This window comes from Ahniella affigens, assembly GCF_003015185.1.
In the GTDB taxonomy this organism is placed as follows: domain Bacteria; phylum Pseudomonadota; class Gammaproteobacteria; order Xanthomonadales; family Ahniellaceae; genus Ahniella; species Ahniella affigens.
In genome coordinates this window covers 3,389,112-3,407,397 of sequence record NZ_CP027860.1, presented here as the reverse complement: position 1 = coordinate 3,407,397, position 18,286 = coordinate 3,389,112, and the positions used below count along the sequence as shown (strand labels likewise).

Genomic DNA, 18,286 nt, shown 5'->3' with positions numbered 1-18,286 from the left:
TTTCTATTCTAGCCGCGCTTCCTGCGGCATTTCGATTTGGAGCAAAAAACATGGCCAGCTATGGCATGAATGACGTCAAGAACGGTCAGAAGATCATCGTCGAGAATCAGCCGTGCGTGATCATTGATACCGCCTACGTCAAGCCCGGCAAGGGCCAGGCGTTTACCCGCGTGAAGTATCGGAATATCAAGTCGGGTCGCGTGGTGGAACTGACCATGAAGTCCACCGACAGCCTGGAAGCAGCCGACGTCGTCGATACCGACATGGAATACCTGTATAGCGATGGCGAGTTCTGGCACTTCATGGACCCGACCTCGCACGAGCAGTTCACCGCCGATCAGGGCGCCATGGCTGATTCTGCCCAATGGCTGAAGGGCAATGAGACGTGCATCGTCACGTTGTGGAACAACTCCCCGCTGATCGTCGCAGCACCGACCTTTGTCGAACTGCAGATCGTCGAGACCGATCCGGGTCTGCGTGGCGACACTTCGGGTGGTGGTGGCAAGCCGGCAAAGCTCGAAACGGGTGCAACCGTGCGCGTGCCGCTGTTCGTCCAGAACAACGAAGTCATCAAGTGCGATACCCGCACTGGCGAATACGTTGGTCGCGTGAAGTAAAGCGATGCTTGAACCCTGCGATTTGCTGATCGAGGCCGGGCATGTGGTGCCAGTGGTGCCGCATGCCGTCGTGCTGCCGGATCATGCCGTCGCAGTCACGGCCGGCCGAATCATGGCCGTCCTGCCCATTGCCGAGGCGCGCGCGCGGTTTCGGCCAGCAGCGGTGATCAGCCGGCCGCAGCATGCGCTGCTGCCCGGTCTCGTCAATCTGCATTGCCATGCCGCCATGACGGTCATGCGCGGTCTGGCTGACGATCTGCCGTTGATGCGCTGGTTGCAAGAGCACATCTGGCCCACTGAAGCAGCATTCGTGGGTCCCGAATTGGTTCAAGACGGCATTACGCTGGCCGCCGCCGAAATGCTCCGCGGCGGGGTGACCACGGTCAATGACATGTACTTCTTTCCCGATGTCGCGGCGCAGGCGTTTGCGCGGGCCGGTATGCGGGCAACGATCGGCTTGATTGTCATCGAGTTTCCGTCCGCCTGGGCCCAGAGTCCGGCGGAGTATTTCGACAAGGGGCTGTCGGTTTACGGTGAATGCAAAGACTTGCCAGGCATCCGCTTTGCGTTCGCGCCGCACGCGCCGTACACCGTGTCGGACGAGAGTTTCGAACGCATCCGCGTGCTGAGCGATCAGCTTGACCTGCCAGTGCACGTACATGTGCACGAGACGGCATTTGAAGTGGACGATGCCGTGCGCCAGCGCAACGAGCGCCCGCTGGCGCGCTTAAAGCGGCTCGGTCTGGTCAACAGCAACCTGATTGCGGTGCACATGACCCAGCTCAGCGATGCCGAAATTCAATTGGTCGGCGAGCAGGGCGTCAGCATTGCGCATTGCCCCGAGTCCAACCTGAAGCTCGCGAGCGGGTTTGCGCCGATCGAACGCCTGCGTCGAGCCGGCGCGAATGTTGCAATCGGAACCGACGGCTGCGCGAGCAATAACGATCTCGACCTGCTTGGCGAGATTCGAACTGCCGCCCTGCTGGCCAAAGCGGTGGCGCAGGACGCGGCGGCGATCGACGCGGCGTATGCGCTGCAGATGGCCACGTTGAACGGTGCGCGGGCATTGGGACTGGACGCCGAAATCGGATCGATCGAGGTGGGCAAGTCGGCTGACTTGATCACGGTGGATCTGAGTCGTTTCGATGTCTTGCCGGTTTACAGCGCAATCTCGCAACTCGTTTATGCGAGCAATCGTCGTGACGTTTGCGATGTCTGGGTTATGGGCGAACCGCGCGTGCAAGACGGCGCGCTCTGTCACTTCGATCCCAATGCGCTGGCCGAACTGGCGCGGCGCTGGGGCCAGAGGATTGCTGCACGATGAGCGTTGACGCTGCCGAGATTGCGAAGTTCGATGAGCAGGCTGCGCGCTGGTGGGATCGTGATGGTCCGTCGCGGGCTTTGCATGATCTGAATCCGGAGCGCCTTGCTTTTGTGTCCGAGCGGGCGCCACTGTCTGGCAAACGCGTGCTGGACCTGGGTTGCGGTGGTGGCATCCTGTCCGAGGCGCTGGCCCAGGCTGGTGCCGATGTGGTGGGAATCGATCTCTCCGCCGAGCAGATTCAAGTGGCGCAATTGCATGCGCTCGAATCGGGTTTGAAAGTCGACTATCGGCATGTCGGCAGCGCCGAACTCGCAACGGCTGAACCTGGTTCCTTTGACGCGATCGTCTGTATGGAAATGTTGGAGCACGTGCCTGATCCGGCTGCGATTCTCGCCGATTGTCAGGCGCTTCTGAAGCCGGAAGGTGACTTGTTCCTGTCGACCATTCATCGTGGTCTGAAGAGTTTCCTGTTCGCGATCGTTGGTGCTGAGGAAGTCCTCAAATTGCTGCCACGTGGCACACACCGATACGCACAATTCATCAAGCCACACGAACTGGCGCGCGGTTTGCGCCAGGCTGGCTTTGACTTGCAAGCCCTGTCTGGGCTGCACTACGACCCAATCCGGCGTCGTGCCTGGCGCAATCAGGACGTGTCGGTCAATTATCTGATGCACGCCCGCAAACACTCATGACCCAAGCCATTGAAGCGGTGCTGTTCGATCTGGACGGCACGCTACTCGACACGGCACCAGATTTCCTGGCTGCTGCCAATGCCACCCGCGCCGAATTTGGTCTGCCGGAGATGGACTTTGATGATCTCCGCCCCGTGGTGTCTCGCGGTGCCCGCTATATGGTGCAGGCGGCGTTTCCGGGCATCAGCGAGGCTGAATTGGAGGCGCGGATTCCCGTCTACCTCGGGCACTATCGGGCCCGCATCGCCGATCAGACCGATTACTTCGCTGGGATGGACGAAGTAGTCGAGCAATTGGCGGCGCGCGGCATCAAGATGGCCATTGTGACTAACAAGCCCACCTGGTTGGCGGAACCGCTGATCGCCGAGTTGGGGCTCGATGTGCGGTTTCCAGTGTTGGTCTGCGGCGATACCCTGGCAGTGCGCAAACCCGATCCGGCGCCGTTCCTGCTGGCAGCCGAGCGGCTCAACGTCACCGCATCGGCCTGCCTGGTGGTCGGCGATGATTTGCGCGATATCGATGGCGCAAAAAACGCCGGCATGCGCAGCATGGCTGCCGCCTACGGCTACATTCAAGCCCACGACCCGGTTGCGGCTTGGGCGGCCGACTGGACGATCGAGACACCGCTGGAATTACTCGACCATTTGCCATGACCGATGCCGCGGCCGACATAGCCGAGGCGTGGCAACAACGTTGGCCGGCTTTGCGGCTTGCGCATTTGTTTGCATCGGGCGGTGAATCCGAGCGCGGCCTGCGTTGGGCATTACTGGTCTTGGAATGCGCCGCCGCAAGATTTGGCGTGTCGGATCGGCGGGTAGCGAGCCAGAAACTGCAATTTTGGACGGAAGCGCTGGATGCGGCCGCTCGTGGTCAAGCCAGACACCCGCTCTTGCTCGGACAAACCTGGCCGGCAGCGACCGCGCGGCTGCCCGAGTTGCTCCATGACGACCTGGAGCGGGCCCGTCCAGAGACGCTGCAGCAGCGCCTGGAGCGCCTGTCGCAGGCGGTCGCGCAGGCCTGTCCCGAGCCCACCGAAGCGTTGCTGAGTCTGACGCTGCTTGCGAGCTACTACGCGCTGGCCGAACAGGAACAGCTGCCGCTGGCTGAGCCACCGTTGGCACTGCTGCTCAGCGGCGGCGGCGCCGACCCGCGGCCATATCATGAATTGTCATCAGGACTGGCCCGCGCGCTCGCGCCGCGCTGGAATGCGCAGCCCAAAGCCTCTTGGCAGGGCCGCAGGGGTCAGCGGGTCCTGGGACTCGAGACCTTGTACTGGCTCGGATCAGACCTATTTCCCGAGTTCGAAGCCGGGCGCCTGTCGGCGCTTCGGCGCAGTTGGCGCGCCTGGCGCGCCGCTTCAGGATTGGCATGATGAACGAGATCAACCAAGCAAACTGGTCGCTGGATGCAAACCCGGCTGACGCCACGTCGGCTGACGCAACGAAATTGCTGCCTGATATTGCCGCGGCCAAAGCGGCGCAGCGCGGCGTTCTGCAATGGGTTGGCATGCGCAACGTACGAGCGCCGCTGCTGATTGCCGCAAGTTCTGGTGCGGCTGCCGAACGAGTAGCCGCATCGGTCGACGTTTACGTCAATCTGACCGACGCCGACGCCCGCGGCATTCATATGTCCCGGCTGTATTTGCTGCTCGAGTCGCTTGCCGAAGTACCGGTCAGCAGCCAGAGCCTGCGCGACTTACTGGGCCGCCTGATCGAATCGCAAGCCGGACTCGCCGATGCCGCGCGGATCGTGCTGCGGTTCGACCTCATGCTCCGGCGCCGGGCGCTGAAGAGCCAACTCTCTGGTTGGAAAGCCTATCCGGTGCGCATGGATGCACGCCTCGGGGCAGATGGTTTGCGCGTCCAGCAAGAGCTACGCATTGCCTACTCCAGCACGTGCCCGATGTCGGCCGCGTTGTCGCGCCAGATTCAGCGTGAGCACTTCGAGCACCACTTCGGCCAGTCGTCGCAGGTACCCGTCAGCGCCGTCGCGGAATGGCTGGAACAGGAGTCTGGCCTTGCGGCCACGCCGCATGCGCAGCGCAGTCAGGCGGTGCTCAACCTCAGTTGGCAGCCGGACGTCGCCAACTGGCCCGTGCTGGCGCTGATCGATCAAGTCGAGCAGGCCCTGGCCACGCCCGTGCAAACCGCGGTCAAACGCATTGACGAGCAGACGTTTGCGCGCCTGAACGCCGAAAATCTGATGTTCTGTGAAGACGCCGCGAGACGGGTGGCCACGGTGTTGCGCGGCGTGCCATCGTTGGCTGATTTTGAGGTGGACGTGGCGCACTTCGAGAGCCTGCATGCCCACGATGCGGTGGCGGTAGCGGTGCGTTGAGGCGCATTGTGCCGAATTTGGCGCGTGCTCAGGTCTGGTGCGGTGGGGCTTCTGGCGATGAATCGTCAGTCGCAGGAGTCTGCGGGTTCGGGTTTTGGCCCCACCAGAAGCAGTCGGCGAAATGTTCTGGCACCGGATCAAGCCCGCCATCGCACAACGGCTGGCACCGACAGAGGCGCGCCCCGGCGGCGACGGAACCGCGCAGGGCGCCGAAGTCGCGGATGGCGCCCATCGCATACACCGAACAGCTCGGATAGAACCGGCAGCGCTGGCCAAGCATTGGGCTGATGAAGCGCTTGTAGCCGCGCAGGGCAGCCAATAACAGAGCTTGAAGCATTTTGTCGGGGGCAGGCGAAAATCGTGACCCATTGTTGCCGAGATTGCGACCTTGCGATATAACACGCGGCCTTTTTTGTGCCGGCAGGCCAAGTTGGAGGTCGACAAATGCTTGAAAAAACCTTTGTTGGCGTCGCAAACTAAGTCTGTCTCCGTCAAATCAAAGACTTAGGTCGTTCATTTGACGGCGTGCCAGCGAACCACCGACTGAAATGGTGCGGTCGATGCGCGCTGGCCTGTGTGGCGAGATGCGTTTCCTGTAGTCAGGACCAAGAGGAATTAGAAATGGCGAAGCCAGCTGCCAAGTCAAAACCCGCCAAGAAGCCCGTGCCCAAAGCCGCTCCCAAGCCGGCCGCCAAGCCCAAAGGCGTGGTTGCCAAGTTGGTGGATGCCCTGAAGGGCAAAGCCAAGCCAGCAGCCAAGGCCAAACCGGTAGCGAAGCCGGCAGCCCCTGCCAAAAAGGCAGCTCCGGCGAAACCGGCCAGTAAGCCGACCAAAGCGGCGGCTCCAGCCAAGAAGCCGACCCCACCGGCCAAACCTGCCGCGAAGCCCGCGCCCGTTGCCAAGCCGGTCGCCAAGCCCGTAGCGAAGGTCGTGGCGCCGGTCAAACCAGAGCCACCGGCGAAAGACAAAGCCGTCAAACCAGCAGCGGCGCCCGCGCCAAAACCGGTTGCCGAAAAAGTAGAGGCAAAGCCGGTCAAAGCACCGGTTGCTCCTGCCAAGCCTGCGCCCAAGACGCCAGCTCCAGCTGCCGGCAAACAAGACAGTAAAGCGAAGACAATCCCCGCCCCGGTCCCCGCGCCAGCTCCAGAGCCCGCGGAGCCGGTCATCAAGGCGGTGGCCGTCGCGAAGTCGGCCAATTCGGTCGTGAAAGCCAAAAAGGCCCCTCAAACTGCGCAATCCATGAGAAAAATTGAAGCCCTGCCCAGCGTCGTTAATCTGCCGGAAAATTACAAACCGTCCCCTGGCGAGGACTACATGAGCGTGCAGCAGCTGGAGTACTTCCGGCGCAAGCTGCAAAACTGGCGCAATGAGCTGGTTGAAGAGTCGAAGCAAACCATCGACAACCTGCGCGATGAAGTCCGCGACATTGGTGACGAAGCCGAGCGTGCCACCCGCGAAACCGAAAATTCGCTGGAGCTCCGCACACGCGATCGCTACCGCAAGCTGATCTCGAAAATCGACGACAGCCTGAATCGGATCGAATCGGGTGACTACGGCTTTTGCGTGGACACTGGTGACGAGATCGGTCTCGAGCGTCTCGAAGCCCGCCCGACCGCCGAGCGCACCCTCGACGCGCAGGAACGCTGGGAACATCGTCAGCGCCAGATGGGCGACTGATCGGCTCGCGTCGGTGCTGTTAGACAAGAAAAACCCGACTGTTCAGGCGGGTTTTTTCTTGGAGCGCTTGCTGGCTAGTGCCTGTGTCCGGCCGGCACGGATTTGGGCGAGCTTTTCGGCAATGCGCGCTTCGATGCCTTGCTCGGTTGGGCGGTAGAAGACTTGCTCGCCGAGTTCGTCCGGGAAGCACTCCTGATCGTACGCAATGCCACCGGTCACATCTGGGTCGTACTGATACTGCTTGCCGTAGCCCAAGTCGCGCATGAGTTTGGTCGGCGCATTTCGAAGTGCCAGCGGCACCGGCAGCGAGCCGGTTGCCACGACGTGTTGCTGCGCGGCCTTGAATGCGACGTAGGCCGCGTTGCTCTTCGGCGCCATGGCGAGATACAGCGCAAGACTCGCCAGCGCCAGGTCGCCCTCCGGCGAGCCAAGTCGGTCGAAGGTCTCCCATGCGGCCACCGCGCGCTCGATCGCTGATGGATCGGCGAGCCCAATGTCCTCGATCGCCATGCGCAGCAGTCGCCTGGCGAGATAGCTCGGATCGCACCCGCCATCGAACATGCGCGCGATCCAGTACAAGGCGGCATCGGGATTCGAATTGCGAACCGATTTGTGCAACGCCGAGATCTGGTCGTAAAACGCCTCGCCGCCTTTGTCGAAGCGACGAACGCGATCGGCCAAGGCCTGACGCAGAATATCGTTCTCAACGACGCCGCTGCCCGCGAGGTCAGCGACCACTTCGAGCAGACTCAGCGCCCGCCGCACGTCACCATCGGCAGCATCGGCGATCCATTGCAACTGCTCGGCGTTCAGCGCCAGACCGGCCGCTCCGAGCCCTCGTTCGGAGTCCTGCAATGCTTGTTCCAACGCGCGGACCAGGTCAGCCGGCGCCAACGCGTCGAGCACAAAGACACGGCAGCGCGACAGCAATGCGCTGTTCAGTTCGAAACTCGGGTTCTCGGTCGTGGCGCCAATGAACGTAATGTGCCCCGCTTCAATGGCGGGCAGAAAGGCATCCTGCTGCGCCTTGTTGAAACGATGCACCTCATCGACAAACAGCAGCGTGCGCTCGCCAAGTTGAAAGCGCTCCCGGGCCGCACCCAGAACGGCGCGCACCTCGGCGAGATTGGCCATGACCGCACTGAGCGCCACGTAATGTGCATTGGAGCTGTGCGCCAACATGCGCGCGAGCGAGGTCTTGCCGCAGCCGGGCGGGCCCCAGAACACCATCGATGGCAAACGCCCCGACGCCACCGTGCGCCGAAACGCGCTGCCGTCGGCCAGCAAACGACTCTGGCCGACAAACTCCTCGAACCGCCGGGGCCGCATGCGCTCGGCCAGCGGCACCAGCGGGTTGATGGTCACACCAGATCTTCAGCGTTGTCGCCGCCAACACTCCACAATCGTTCCAGGCCATAGAACTCGCGGATGCGCGGCAGCATGACGTGCACAACGATGTCGCCGAGATCAACGAGGACCCATTCGGCCTCGCGCTCGCCTTCGACGCCGAGCGGCATCATGCCGGCCTTCTTGACGAACTTGACCACTTCATCGGCTAGGGATTTGACATGGCGCGTCGACGTGCCGCTCGCGATCACCAGCAGGTCGGCGAACGACGCGCGCCCGCGCACGTCGATTTCCTTGACGTCTTTGGCTTTCAGATCGTCCAGAGCGTCGATGACGAGTTTGCGGAGGCGGCCGGTTTCACCGGTGAAGCCACCGTCTTTCTTGGCGGCCGCTTTGGGTTTGGTCGCAGGCAGTGCACTGACCGGTTTCGCGGCTGGCTTCTTGGCGGCGACGCCCTTCTTGGCCGACACGCCTTTTTTCGCGGACACCTTGCGTGCGCCCGCGGCAGGCTTGCGACCACCCGTTGCGGGCTTCTTCTTTTTGCTGGGATCCACCGCGGCTTTGCTGGTCTTCTTGGCCGGGGCGCGCTTGCTGGCTGCCTTCTTGGCCGCCGCCTTGACGGTGCCGCGCTGTTTGCTTGTTGCCGAAGTGCTGGTGTTCAAAGGACGGATCCCATCTCGATAGGCAGCCCAGTGCTGCGCGGCGATTATAACCGCGGCGCCATGGCCTCGTGATGAACCAATGCACGGTGCAGCCGCGGCTGGCAGAATGGGCGTTTTCCGGAGACTCCGCATGACCAAGTCCCTCGCCGAATTGGCCGCCCAGGCCTGTCAGCCCCTGCGTGGCGTTGTCCACCAACTGCCCGAAGCCGAGGTCGTCAAGCATTTGAATCTATTGCCAAATTGGACGCTGGAGCGCGGTCAGATTGTCAAGCGTTTCGAGTTCCGGAACTACTACGAGACCATGGCGTTCGTGAATGCGGTGGCCTATGTCGCCCATCAGCAGGACCACCATCCGGACTTGCAGGTCAGCTATAACCGCTGCGAAGTCCGCTACAACACCCATGACGTCGGCGGACTGTCGATTAACGATTTTGTCTGCGCCGCCAAGATCGAGTGCCTGCTGCTGGCAGGCCGTTGAAAACCGCCCATCCTGGGCGTTTTTCAACTCGCGAGTCCGGCACATGTCCGGACTCGCTCTCGCCGAATCAATCACTGGCCTGATTGATTCGCGGTTGCGCCATCCATGGCGCAAGGTAGTTAGCCGTTGAAAACCGCCCATCCTGGGCGTTTTTCAACTCGCGAGTCCGGCACGTGTCCGGACTCGCTCTCGCCGAATCAATCACTGGCGTGATCGATTCGCGGTTGCGCCATCCATGGCGCAAGGTAGTTAGCCGTTGAAAACCGCCCATCCTGGGCGTTTTTCAACTCGCGAGTCCGGCACGTGTCCGGACTCGCTCTCGCCGAATCAATCACTGGCGTGATCGATTCGCGGTTGCGCCATCCATGGCGAAAGGTAGTTAGCCGTTGAAAACCGCCCATCCTGGGCGTTTTTCAACTCGCGAGTCCGGCACATGTCCGGACTCGCTCTCGCCGAATCAATCACTGGCGTGATCGATTCGCGGTTGCGCCATCCATGGCGCAAGGTAGTTAGCCGTTGAAAACCGCCCATCCTGGGCGTTTTTCAACTCGCGAGTCCGGCACGTGTCCGGACTCGCTCTCGCCGAATCAATCACTGGCGTGATCGATTCGCGGTTGCGCCATCCATGGCGCAAGGAAGCGGGCTGTCTGGAAGAAGACTGCTAGATCTGGCCGCCTGAGCACGCGCAACCGTCCGAAGCCCCTTTTCTTTGGTCCAGGAATGTCGGAGCATCGGAGGGTGGGAGCCGACATCGGAGCGCATCATGGCAACAGAAAAAAAACCGGGGATTTTGAAAGACATTGGGGCCGCCGTACGCGACCTCTTCGCCAGCAACAAGATTGACGATGCCGAGCGGCTTACGCTTGAGGTGTTGTTCGGTCTGCTGGGCGCGCTGGCGCGGGCGGACAGTATCGTGACCAGTCACGAGACCGATCTGGTCAACAGCCTGATGGATGAGTTGGACCTCGCCATTGCCGGCCGTCGCGTGGCCAAAGAATCGTTCGATCGCGGCCGCCAGAATCAACTGGATGCAAAAACCGAGATCAATCGGTTCCTGGTCGCGTATCCCGTTGGTACGCCCGAAGTCGGCAAGCTCTACGACGCGCTGTTGCGCCTGGCTGCCGCCGATGGCCGCATCCGCCCGCGGGAAGTGGAATTTCTCGAAGTGGTCACGATTGCCCTTGGATTCACGGCCGACACCCTGAAGGCGCGGCTCAAGATCATTGCGCCCAGCGCGCTCTGACCGAACGTGCCCTGACAGGCTCAGGGTGCCGGACAATCGGCACCCTCGCAATGTTGCGTAGACCCGTAGACCCGAGACCCGTGGGCCTCTGCCGACGCAATTTGTTCGGCGCAAGCGGTTTTGAGCCCATAGCCATAGGCAAACCGCCCAGCGTGCCAGACAACAAGTGAATTCTCAGAGGTCGGTTTTGGCCACTGGCGACATTCTTTGACGATCCGCGCTGCCGATTTCGGGGCAATTCGCCGCGGATTTGACTCAACTCAGGCTTAGGCCCAGGCCGACCGCTAAACTTTGCGGTTTCCGATGACGACATCCTTTTCACATGGCAGCATTTGACACCGAGCGCGTGCTCGCAGTCCGGCATTGGACGCCGGCCTACTTCAGCTTCACGACTACCCGTAGCGCGGGACTTCGATTCGAGAACGGCCAGTTTGTCATGATCGGCCTGATGGTCAATGGCAAGCCGTTGATGCGGGCGTACTCGATTGCCAGCGCGAATTGGGAAGAGCAGATGGAGTTCTTCTCGATCAAAGTGCAGGACGGTCCGCTGACCTCTCGCCTCCAGCACATTCAGCCGGGCGAGGACTTGCTCGTCAGCAGCAAACCGACCGGAACGTTGCTGATCAGCGATCTCGAGCCGGGCCGAAATCTGTACCTGTTGGCGACGGGCACGGGGCTCGCGCCGTTCTTGTCGATCGTCAAAGACCCAGCCACGTACGAGCGATTCGAACGCGTCATCGTGACGCATGGTGTGCGGCATGCCGACGATCTCGCCTATCGCGACTTTTTCGAGACCGAACTGCCGCAGCACGAATACCTGGGCGAGATGGTGCAAAAGCAGCTGCGCTACTACCCGGCGGTGTCGCGCGAGCCGTTTCCCAATCAGGGGCGCATCACCGACTTGCTGGATCAGGACCAGGTGACGAGAACGCTGGGAATCGATACGCTCGATCCGAAGCATGACCGGGCCATGATTTGCGGCAGCCCGGGCATGCTGGCGGACTTTCGCGCGCTTTTGGATCGCCGCGGTTTCGTCGCTTCGCCAAAGATTGGCGTGGCCGGGCAATACGTATTCGAACGTGCATTTGTCGACAAATAAGCGTTGACTGCGGCAGCAGTGCCGTCTGCCGTAGATTCGGACTAGTGCCGGATCGGTACGATCCTGAGTTGTCGTTTCTGAGATGTACGTTGAACGCTGCGTCGGACGCGCGTCGTTCAACCAGTTGCCGGGGCCAGGGAAGGCTGCTTGAAGCGGGTGCCACCCGTCATACCTCTCCCTAATCAATTGATTTGGCCATGTTCGAGATTGTCCCGCAGTTTGCCGTGCCCTTCGTTCACGTCCGCCATCCGAATCCGGGCGGGTTGAATGAGCGACTTCGGGACCTGTTTCTGCGTTACGAGCGCAGCGGCGATCGCTACGCGAACCCGACGCCGTTTGTGCGACGCCCCGAAACCCTCTACGAATCGCGCTTCGATTTGTTCTCATGGCCGGACCCAGAAATTGCCGAGCTTCGTGATTTCTGCTGGCGCAATCTGTTTCGCGCGGTAGCCGAGCTGAATGGCTACGGCCCGGACGTCATGCGCTACCTGAAAGTGCGGGCCAGCGCCTGGTTTCACATCACCCGAAAGGGGGGGTATTTCGGCGTGCATAACCACCCGATGGCGTCCTGGTCGGGTGTGTACTGTGTGGCCGAAAGTCAGCAGGCAGCGGAATGCGGTGTGCTGAGCTTCATTAACCCAAACGCCACCAACACCATGTTTGTCGATCCATCCCTGATGAAGCTTCGCAAACCTTTCGCGTACGGCAATCAGGATTATCGGCTCAGTCCTGGCGAGTTGGTCCTGTTCCCATCCTGGGTGCTTCATGAGGTACTGCCGTTTGCCGGCGATGGTGAGCGGATTACCGTCGCATTCAACGCTCAAATCAGCCAGGACGGTCCGGCCGCGCGGTTCTAGACGCGTGGTCTAGGTGCCGACCGTGCGGCTGATAACGGCCTGGCATGTGAGCGCACCTCACTGGCCTGCTACGATGGTCGACCGCGTACCCCGTTTCGGGCCACCATGCAGCCAAGGGCAGCCGTCTCTACGGTGGGGCTCGGGCAGATTTTCACACTAAAGGATTGCGATTCACATGGCTTTGCGACTGTTCAATTCACTGACCCGGCAACTTGAAGATTTCGTCCCCGCGAGAGCAGGCGAGGTCAGCATGTACTGCTGTGGTCCGACGGTCTACAACTATGTGCACATTGGCAATGCCCGGCCCGCGGTGGTGTTCGGTTTGCTGGCCCGCGTGCTCCGCCGCTTGTATCCGGCGGTGCGCTACGCCCGCAACATCACCGACGTCGATGACAAGATCAACAAAGCGGCGATTGATCTGGGCGTGCCGATCGAGACGATCACGAACAAGTATGCAGCGGCCTACCATCAGGACATGCAGCGGCTGGGCGTTGACCGTCCCGATATCGTGCCGCATGCGACGCACCACATCACCGACATCATCCAGATGTGCGAGGCCTTGATCGAAAAAGGCCACGCGTATGCCGCGGAAGGTCACGTGCTGTTTGCGGTGGCGAGCTATCCAAAATACGGCGAGCTGTCGCGGCGGTCCACTGAAGAAATGCTGGCCGGGGCGCGAGTCGAAGTGGCGCCGTACAAGCGCGATCCGGGCGACTTTGTGCTCTGGAAACCCTCCACACCCGAGTTGCCAGGCTGGGATTCACCGTGGGGTCGCGGTCGCCCCGGTTGGCATATCGAATGCTCGGCCATGTGCAAAGCGCATTTCGGCGCGACCATCGACATTCATGCCGGCGGCATCGATCTGCAGTTTCCGCATCACGAGAACGAAATCGCGCAATCCACCTGTGCCCACGATGGCCATGTGTTTGCCCGCTACTGGTTGCACAACGGCATGCTGAACATGGAAGGCCGCAAGATGTCGAAGTCGCTCGGCAATGTCTTCCTGTTGCATGATCTGTTGGATGCACACCCGCCCGAAGCGTTGCGCTACGCGTTGTTGTCGGCGCAATACCGGCAGCCGCTCGACTGGTCCGACAACCTGCTTGATCAGGCGGCGCGCACCTTGGATCGCTGGTACGGATCGCTCCGGGATGTCGCCGACCTCGACGCACCATTCAGCGCTGACGACATGGCCGAGTCAGTGTTCGCACCGCTGCTCGATGATCTCAATACGCCCGAAGCGCTCGCCGCATTGTCCGAGCTCGCAGCGCAACTGCGCCGAGCCGAATCCGCAGACGAGAAGCGATTGGCCAAGGCGCGGCTGCTCGCGTCGGCACAATTCATGGGGCTCTTGTGCCAGAACCCGGCGGACTGGTTTGCGCGCAGTCTCGACCAGGCCGGACTCGCCGAATCCGATATTCAGGCATTGATCGACGAGCGCGCAGCGGCCAAGAAGGCGCGCGACTTTGCGCGTGCCGATGCGATTCGCAAACAACTCGCCGATGCGGGCATTGAGCTTGAAGACACCGCGCAAGGCACACGCTGGAAGGCGATCGGTAAATGATGTTTGTGGCGCCCACTGAAGCCAGCGCCGAACTGGCACAACAGATCGTCGCCGAAGAGTTCGCGTTCTTTGGCGATTGGAGCGAGCGCTATCAATATCTGATCGACCTCGGTCGCAAGCTGCCGCCATTCGACGAGTCCGACAAGCGCGACGAACATCTGCTGGCGGGCTGCCAGTCGCGCGTCTGGGTGATCTGTCGAGCGACGCCCGATCAGATCGACATTGCGGCAATCAGTGATTCGGCGATCGTCAGTGGTCTGATCGCGCTGGTACTCAGGGTCTACTCGGGTCGCAGCCCCGCTGAGATTCTTGGCACGGCGCCGCGATTCATCGAGGACATCGGTCTCAAGAAGCATCTCTCAGTGACGCGCAGCAATGGCCTGCACGCCCTGATTCAACGCATTCGGGACGAAGCCGCGCAAGCTTCAGTGCGTTGATCGGCAGGCGGCTTGCTTTGCCATGCAATGGCCTTGGGCCGCCAATCAGAATGCCTTCAGCTGACGAATCAAGCGGCGGCGAACATCGGCGTCCTGTTGATGACCGTACTGACACGCAATGTAGGAATGAATCAGTGCGCTGAGTTCTTCGGAACGCTCTGGCCATTTGGCTGCCGCCCGCGCGAGCGTCTGGGTCGGACCTTCACTCGATTCGATCGTCAGTCCACGCTTGCCGAGCCGCGCCTGAAAGCGCTGGTAAGCCAGCGCCAGCCGATCGCGTTCGGCGCGTCGGCGATACTGCCGCATCGACCACCAGGCGCCTAGCGCCAAGGCCAGCGTACCCAATGCAATCAACCCCAGCGCCATCTCGCGACGCCCGATTTTTTCCAGGCCAAACGGCTCCAACAGTCGCGACTGGCGGTCGGCGTTGAACTCGATCACCAGATCGCGCCAGCGTGCCGCGATCCAATCCGACTGCATCGCCAGATTTCCGAGCCAGCCACGCTTGAACCAGCTTTGTGATTCTGGAAACGCAGCGCCGACCGAGCCTCGGTTGATGCGGTCCGGCGCCACGGCGCCCGTGGGGTCGATGCGCACCCAACCCCGTCCCGCGAGCCAAATTTCGGCCCACGCGTGGGCATCGGAATTGCGTACCAGCAAGTAGCCGCCGGTCTCGTTGTAGACGCCACCAAGATAGCCCGTGACCACACGCGCCGGGACGCCAGCGGCGCGCATCAGGAAGACGAACGACGAGCTGAAGTGCTCACAAAAGCCTTTCTGCGTGTTGAATAGAAAATCGTCAATCGAGTCGCCGCGCAATGGGGGCGGTTCCAGGGTGTACTCGAAGCTGGCATTGATGAATGCCAGTGCTTCGTTGGCGATGGCCATCCCGTCTTGCCCGTGCTTGTCGCGCCAGGAAGCCGCCAGCGCCTTGGATTTTGGGTTCCCGCGCCACGGCAGGCCAAGCGCCGATTGGCGATGCGAGGCGCTGAGCTCTGATTCGAACTCATACTGCAGTGCCGACGTGAACTGAACCCGGCGGGGTTCGATGACCGGTCGCCTGGATACCACCTGTCCGTCGGAAAACCAGCGCAGGTCGGTAGCATCCGAATCGAAGGGTATGTCCAGCGGAAACATCCAGGTTTGCTCGGTCGGCTCCATTTGCAGTTCGTAGCGAATGGTCTGCTGATCATTGAACGACAGCTTCACGCCGCGTTCGTACGCAAAACGGCTGGCACCTGCCCAGGTGGTGCCATCAAACATCCAGAACACCGGGCCCCGCCAGTAGCGCATTGGGGCGGGCGGAACGGGACCGTCGAAACGCGCCCGGAATACGGGCGTATCGTCGTTCCAGAGTGCGCTGATCATGCCTGGGCGCATGCGATCGCTAATACCGGTCTTGCCGCCGCGGGCATCCCAGGGCGTTCCCCAGAGGGGAGCGCTCAAGCGCGGGAAGAACAGAAAACAGACGCCTGCCAGCGGAATGGCGGCCAGTGCCAGTTTTCCGGCGTTCGGCAAGGTCCGTTTGAGTGCGTCGGCCAGCGATTCGTGTTGCGTCAGATAGTTGGGCGTCAGCGCATAGAGGCAGCCAAACAACACCGCAATCACCATCAGCGCGTAGATCGTTGGCAAAATCTGTTGGGAAAAGAGAAAGGCGATCATGCTGGTGAAAAATGCCACGCCGATCAGGATCCGGGCATCCCGACGATTGCGGGTTTCCAAGAGCTTCATGGCTTGCAGGCAAATCAGCAGCGCGGACCCGCCTTCACGGCCGACCGGTGAGCCGACTGACCACACCAGTAGCGCCAAGACCAGGAGCATCATGCCAAGACGTACGGACAACGGTACCGGGCGATCGGTCCACTGCGTCCACGCAAGTTTCAGCGCGAGCAGACCGAGAAACGTACCGGTCAACACGAAGGGCAACCAATGTACGTGCGCCAGCACCACCAACAACATGGTCCAGGTGAGGTACAGGATGTCGCGCCGGTGAATGGTCTCGTTCATGGCAGCAGCGCGAGTTCGGTCAGACACCGGGCACTAAATTCGTCGCCGCTGCCGGGGCCGAGCTCCTGGTTCGGCAGGCGCAGCCGAAAACTCAGCCCTTCGGCCTGCGCCGCCAGGGTCCAGGCGCTCAGGCGGGCAATTCGGGCTTCGTGGTCCAGGCTATCGAGCCCGTGCCAGTCGAGGCAGATGGCGTCGGAAATCGGGTCCGCAAATTCCTTGACCAGCATCGCGTCGGCATGTGCGCTCTGCTTCCAGGCAATGTGGCGCGGCGGGTCGCTTTGTCGGTATTCGCGAAGCCCCTGCCATTCCTCGCCCGGGCTGCGCATGCGGGTACCGTGATCTTCGCGATTGCCAATCGGTAACGGTGGCGGGTTGGTCTCGGGTTTTGGGTAAACGATGAACTGCCGCTCCGGGTGCAGATAGCTCCAGGCCCAAACAATGCCAAACGGATACTCGGTCCACAGTCGGAATCGGCCCGGACGAAACCAACCGCGGCGCATGGTGGGTAGTTCGATCTCGACTTCAGTATCTGAGTTTTCCGGAAGCGCGAGCCGACTCTCGGCGGCGCCGAGATCCAGAATCAGGCCAGGGCGCGATCGCTGCTCGACTTCGCGAAAGCTCAGCTTCAGCCGAATGGAGGCACCAGCAAACACGGGTTCAGCGCGAATCGACTTCAGCGTCAGTCCGCGCAGATTGCCGACGGTATGATGGAAGCTCAACATGCTGATCGCTACGACCAAGAACGCAAACAGCATGGCGGGATTATTGTTGTAGTTCAGGGAGCCGATCACCATCGTGAAGGCGATCAACCCGAAGAACAGGCCGAATCGGGTCGGCAGAATGTAAACGCGACGATGATGCAAGGTGATCGGCAACGCTTCCGGCTGACGATGGCGCGTCAAGGCGGGCAGGCGCTTTTCGGCGGCCTGCAACAGCGATTCCCACCAGCGCAGCAGTGCCGACATGGCCAAGGGATCAGGCGCTGACGGCGACGCGCTTCAGAATCTGCGCTGCAATGGTTTCGCGCCCGGCGCCAGCGTCTTGGCTCGGTACGAGTCGATGCGCAGCAACGGCTACAAAGACCTCCTGCACGTCTTCCGGAATCACAAAGTCGCGCCCCGATAGAAACGCGATGCCACGGGACGCCGACAGCAGCGCGAGGCCGGCACGCGGTGACAAGCCTTGCTTCAGATTGGCCTGCACGCGCGACGCCGCCAACAGGCGCTGCACATAGTCGATCAAAGCCGGACTCGCCTTGATCTGGCGAATATGCTGACGGAGCGATAGCAGCGCTTCAGCGTCGATCAGCGCGCCCAGTTCGGCCAGCATGTCGCGACGATCCTGTCCCGCCAGCATGGCGCGCTCAGCCTCGGCACTCGGATAGCCGATCGACAGGCGCATCAGAAATCGATCGAGTTGGGAGTCGGGCAACGGAAACGTGCCCGCGAGGTCGACCGGATTCTGGGTAGCGACGACAAAGAACGGCTGCGGTAGCGGCCGGGTTTTGCCATCGATGGTGACTTGCTGCTCGGCCATCGCTTCGAGCAGCGCACTCTGGGTCTTGGGCGTGGCGCGATTGATTTCGTCGGCGAGGATCAGCTGCGAGAAGATCGGCCCCGGATGAAACCGGAACTCGCCCGCCTCACGTTGATACACCGAGACGCCCAGAATGTCGGACGGGAGTAGATCGCTGGTGAACTGGATTCGGTGGTATTGCAGGCCGAGACTCGCCGCCAGGGCGTGCGCCAGCGTGGTCTTGCCGACGCCGGGGACGTCTTCGATCAGGAGGTGCCCGCCGGCCAACAGGCAGGCCATGGCCATGCGGACAATTTCGGTTTTGCCAAGCAGTACAGCGTCCACTTGCTTCTGAATGGCGGCAATTCTCGGGGCTTGATCCATGCTGGGCTCTGGTTGCTTTTGCTATTGTGCCGAACTTCCAATCTTG

At 61.5% G+C, this 18,286-nt stretch carries 19 protein-coding genes; 13 read left to right on the top strand and 6 right to left on the bottom strand.

Annotated features, from left to right (window positions below):
• The first annotated feature begins 50 nt into the window (after window positions 1-50).
• Genes efp through folE2 form a run of 6 tightly spaced genes read left to right on the top strand, consistent with a single transcriptional unit; the run spans window position 51 to window position 4,970 of the window.
• Complete coding sequence (efp, locus tag C7S18_RS13180) at window positions 51-617, top strand: elongation factor P (protein WP_106892010.1); 567 nt, start codon at window positions 51-53, stop codon at window positions 615-617.
• A 4-nt stretch (window positions 618-621) separates the two neighbouring features.
• On the top strand, window positions 622-1,941 hold the full coding sequence (locus C7S18_RS13175) for a TRZ/ATZ family hydrolase (protein WP_106892009.1): 1,320 nt from the start codon (window positions 622-624) through the stop codon (window positions 1,939-1,941).
• Window positions 1,938-2,633 carry a bifunctional 2-polyprenyl-6-hydroxyphenol methylase/3-demethylubiquinol 3-O-methyltransferase UbiG gene (ubiG, locus tag C7S18_RS13170; RefSeq protein ID WP_106892008.1) on the top strand — a complete coding sequence of 232 codons (696 nt, stop codon included), beginning with the start codon at window positions 1,938-1,940 and terminating at the stop codon, window positions 2,631-2,633. Before C7S18_RS13175 ends, ubiG begins: the two co-directional genes overlap by 4 nt.
• Window positions 2,630-3,286, top strand: a complete 657-nt coding sequence (gene gph, locus C7S18_RS13165) for a phosphoglycolate phosphatase (RefSeq protein WP_106892007.1) — start codon at window positions 2,630-2,632, stop codon at window positions 3,284-3,286. Before ubiG ends, gph begins: the two co-directional genes overlap by 4 nt.
• Window positions 3,283-4,005 carry a hypothetical protein gene (locus C7S18_RS13160; RefSeq protein WP_106892006.1) on the top strand — a complete coding sequence of 241 codons (723 nt, stop codon included), beginning with the start codon at window positions 3,283-3,285 and terminating at the stop codon, window positions 4,003-4,005. The genes gph and C7S18_RS13160 overlap by 4 nt, the downstream gene beginning before the upstream one ends.
• On the top strand, window positions 4,002-4,970 hold the full coding sequence (gene folE2 / locus C7S18_RS13155) for a GTP cyclohydrolase FolE2 (RefSeq protein WP_240623893.1): 969 nt from the start codon (window positions 4,002-4,004) through the stop codon (window positions 4,968-4,970). Before C7S18_RS13160 ends, folE2 begins: the two co-directional genes overlap by 4 nt.
• Before the next feature lie 28 nt (window positions 4,971-4,998).
• Here folE2 and yidD read toward each other — a convergent pair whose 3' ends face one another.
• Entirely contained in the window at window positions 4,999-5,307 is a 309-nt protein-coding gene (yidD, locus tag C7S18_RS13150; protein ID WP_106892004.1) for a membrane protein insertion efficiency factor YidD, read from the bottom strand.
• A gap of 284 nt (window positions 5,308-5,591) precedes the next feature.
• On the opposite strand from yidD, the gene dksA reads away from it, so the two are divergent.
• Window positions 5,592-6,647, top strand: a complete 1,056-nt coding sequence (dksA, locus tag C7S18_RS13145) for an RNA polymerase-binding protein DksA (RefSeq protein WP_106892003.1) — start codon at window positions 5,592-5,594, stop codon at window positions 6,645-6,647.
• A gap of 42 nt (window positions 6,648-6,689) precedes the next feature.
• Here dksA and C7S18_RS13140 read toward each other — a convergent pair whose 3' ends face one another.
• Together C7S18_RS13140 and rsfS are read right to left on the bottom strand one after the other, a co-directional pair.
• Window positions 6,690-7,976: a replication-associated recombination protein A gene (locus C7S18_RS13140; protein WP_106894023.1), complete on the bottom strand. Its 1,287-nt coding sequence runs from the start codon at window positions 7,974-7,976 to the stop codon at window positions 6,690-6,692.
• 32 nt (window positions 7,977-8,008) lie between these two features.
• Window positions 8,009-8,326, bottom strand: coding sequence for a ribosome silencing factor (gene rsfS / locus C7S18_RS13135; RefSeq protein ID WP_240624040.1), 318 nt, complete (start codon window positions 8,324-8,326; stop codon window positions 8,009-8,011).
• A 460-nt stretch (window positions 8,327-8,786) separates the two neighbouring features.
• Between rsfS and C7S18_RS13130 the strand changes: the two genes are divergently transcribed.
• The 6 genes from C7S18_RS13130 (at window position 8,787) to C7S18_RS13105 (ending at window position 14,334) form a co-directional block, all read left to right on the top strand.
• Window positions 8,787-9,134 carry a 4a-hydroxytetrahydrobiopterin dehydratase gene (locus C7S18_RS13130; RefSeq protein WP_106892002.1) on the top strand — a complete coding sequence of 116 codons (348 nt, stop codon included), beginning with the start codon at window positions 8,787-8,789 and terminating at the stop codon, window positions 9,132-9,134.
• Window positions 9,135-9,897: 763 nt separating this feature from the next.
• Entirely contained in the window at window positions 9,898-10,377 is a 480-nt protein-coding gene (locus tag C7S18_RS13125) for a TerB family tellurite resistance protein (RefSeq protein ID WP_106892001.1), read from the top strand.
• A 322-nt stretch (window positions 10,378-10,699) separates the two neighbouring features.
• The gene (locus C7S18_RS13120) at window positions 10,700-11,476 is read left to right on the top strand and encodes a ferredoxin--NADP reductase (protein ID WP_106892000.1); all 777 of its coding nucleotides are present in this window, start codon (window positions 10,700-10,702) and stop codon (window positions 11,474-11,476) included.
• 197 nt (window positions 11,477-11,673) lie between these two features.
• Entirely contained in the window at window positions 11,674-12,333 is a 660-nt protein-coding gene (locus C7S18_RS13115; protein WP_106891999.1) for a putative 2OG-Fe(II) oxygenase, read from the top strand.
• Window positions 12,334-12,508: 175 nt separating this feature from the next.
• Window positions 12,509-13,897 carry a cysteine--tRNA ligase gene (gene cysS, locus C7S18_RS13110; RefSeq protein WP_106891998.1) on the top strand — a complete coding sequence of 463 codons (1,389 nt, stop codon included), beginning with the start codon at window positions 12,509-12,511 and terminating at the stop codon, window positions 13,895-13,897.
• A complete protein-coding gene (locus C7S18_RS13105; RefSeq protein WP_425481076.1) occupies window positions 13,894-14,334 on the top strand; it encodes a SufE family protein in 441 nt (146 codons plus the stop codon). The genes cysS and C7S18_RS13105 overlap by 4 nt, the downstream gene beginning before the upstream one ends.
• 45 nt (window positions 14,335-14,379) lie before the next feature.
• Here the strand turns inward: C7S18_RS13105 and C7S18_RS13100 are convergent, their stop codons facing one another.
• The 3 genes from C7S18_RS13100 to C7S18_RS13090 are packed head-to-tail and all read right to left on the bottom strand — an operon-like array spanning window position 14,380 to window position 18,240.
• Window positions 14,380-16,341, bottom strand: coding sequence for a transglutaminase TgpA family protein (locus tag C7S18_RS13100; RefSeq protein ID WP_106891997.1), 1,962 nt, complete (start codon window positions 16,339-16,341; stop codon window positions 14,380-14,382).
• Window positions 16,338-17,306 carry a DUF58 domain-containing protein gene (locus C7S18_RS13095; protein WP_106891996.1) on the bottom strand — a complete coding sequence of 323 codons (969 nt, stop codon included), beginning with the start codon at window positions 17,304-17,306 and terminating at the stop codon, window positions 16,338-16,340. Before C7S18_RS13095 ends, C7S18_RS13100 begins: the two co-directional genes overlap by 4 nt.
• 10 nt (window positions 17,307-17,316) lie before the next feature.
• On the bottom strand, window positions 17,317-18,240 hold the full coding sequence (locus tag C7S18_RS13090; RefSeq protein WP_106891995.1) for an AAA family ATPase: 924 nt from the start codon (window positions 18,238-18,240) through the stop codon (window positions 17,317-17,319).
• Between the last annotated feature and the right edge of the window lie 46 nt (window positions 18,241-18,286).

What these genes read in the sequence shown, in the direction of transcription:
- dksA (WP_106892003.1), top strand. Translation starts at nt 5,592, where the DNA reads ATGGCGAAGCCAGCTGCCAAGTCAAAACCCGCCAAGAAGCCCGTGCCC.
- cysS (WP_106891998.1), top strand. Translation starts at nt 12,509, where the DNA reads ATGGCTTTGCGACTGTTCAATTCACTGACCCGGCAACTTGAAGATTTC.
- yidD (WP_106892004.1), bottom strand. Translation starts at nt 5,307, where the DNA reads ATGCTTCAAGCTCTGTTATTGGCTGCCCTGCGCGGCTACAAGCGCTTC.
- C7S18_RS13105 (WP_425481076.1), top strand. Translation starts at nt 13,894, where the DNA reads ATGATGTTTGTGGCGCCCACTGAAGCCAGCGCCGAACTGGCACAACAG.
- C7S18_RS13140 (WP_106894023.1), bottom strand. Translation starts at nt 7,976, where the DNA reads ATGCGGCCCCGGCGGTTCGAGGAGTTTGTCGGCCAGAGTCGTTTGCTG.
- ubiG (WP_106892008.1), top strand. Translation starts at nt 1,938, where the DNA reads ATGAGCGTTGACGCTGCCGAGATTGCGAAGTTCGATGAGCAGGCTGCG.
- C7S18_RS13160 (WP_106892006.1), top strand. Translation starts at nt 3,283, where the DNA reads ATGACCGATGCCGCGGCCGACATAGCCGAGGCGTGGCAACAACGTTGG.
- C7S18_RS13175 (WP_106892009.1), top strand. Translation starts at nt 622, where the DNA reads ATGCTTGAACCCTGCGATTTGCTGATCGAGGCCGGGCATGTGGTGCCA.
- C7S18_RS13120 (WP_106892000.1), top strand. Translation starts at nt 10,700, where the DNA reads ATGGCAGCATTTGACACCGAGCGCGTGCTCGCAGTCCGGCATTGGACG.
- C7S18_RS13115 (WP_106891999.1), top strand. Translation starts at nt 11,674, where the DNA reads ATGTTCGAGATTGTCCCGCAGTTTGCCGTGCCCTTCGTTCACGTCCGC.
- C7S18_RS13130 (WP_106892002.1), top strand. Translation starts at nt 8,787, where the DNA reads ATGACCAAGTCCCTCGCCGAATTGGCCGCCCAGGCCTGTCAGCCCCTG.
- folE2 (WP_240623893.1), top strand. Translation starts at nt 4,002, where the DNA reads ATGATGAACGAGATCAACCAAGCAAACTGGTCGCTGGATGCAAACCCG.
- C7S18_RS13095 (WP_106891996.1), bottom strand. Translation starts at nt 17,306, where the DNA reads ATGTCGGCACTGCTGCGCTGGTGGGAATCGCTGTTGCAGGCCGCCGAA.
- C7S18_RS13100 (WP_106891997.1), bottom strand. Translation starts at nt 16,341, where the DNA reads ATGAACGAGACCATTCACCGGCGCGACATCCTGTACCTCACCTGGACC.
- C7S18_RS13125 (WP_106892001.1), top strand. Translation starts at nt 9,898, where the DNA reads ATGGCAACAGAAAAAAAACCGGGGATTTTGAAAGACATTGGGGCCGCC.
- gph (WP_106892007.1), top strand. Translation starts at nt 2,630, where the DNA reads ATGACCCAAGCCATTGAAGCGGTGCTGTTCGATCTGGACGGCACGCTA.
- efp (WP_106892010.1), top strand. Translation starts at nt 51, where the DNA reads ATGGCCAGCTATGGCATGAATGACGTCAAGAACGGTCAGAAGATCATC.
- C7S18_RS13090 (WP_106891995.1), bottom strand. Translation starts at nt 18,240, where the DNA reads ATGGATCAAGCCCCGAGAATTGCCGCCATTCAGAAGCAAGTGGACGCT.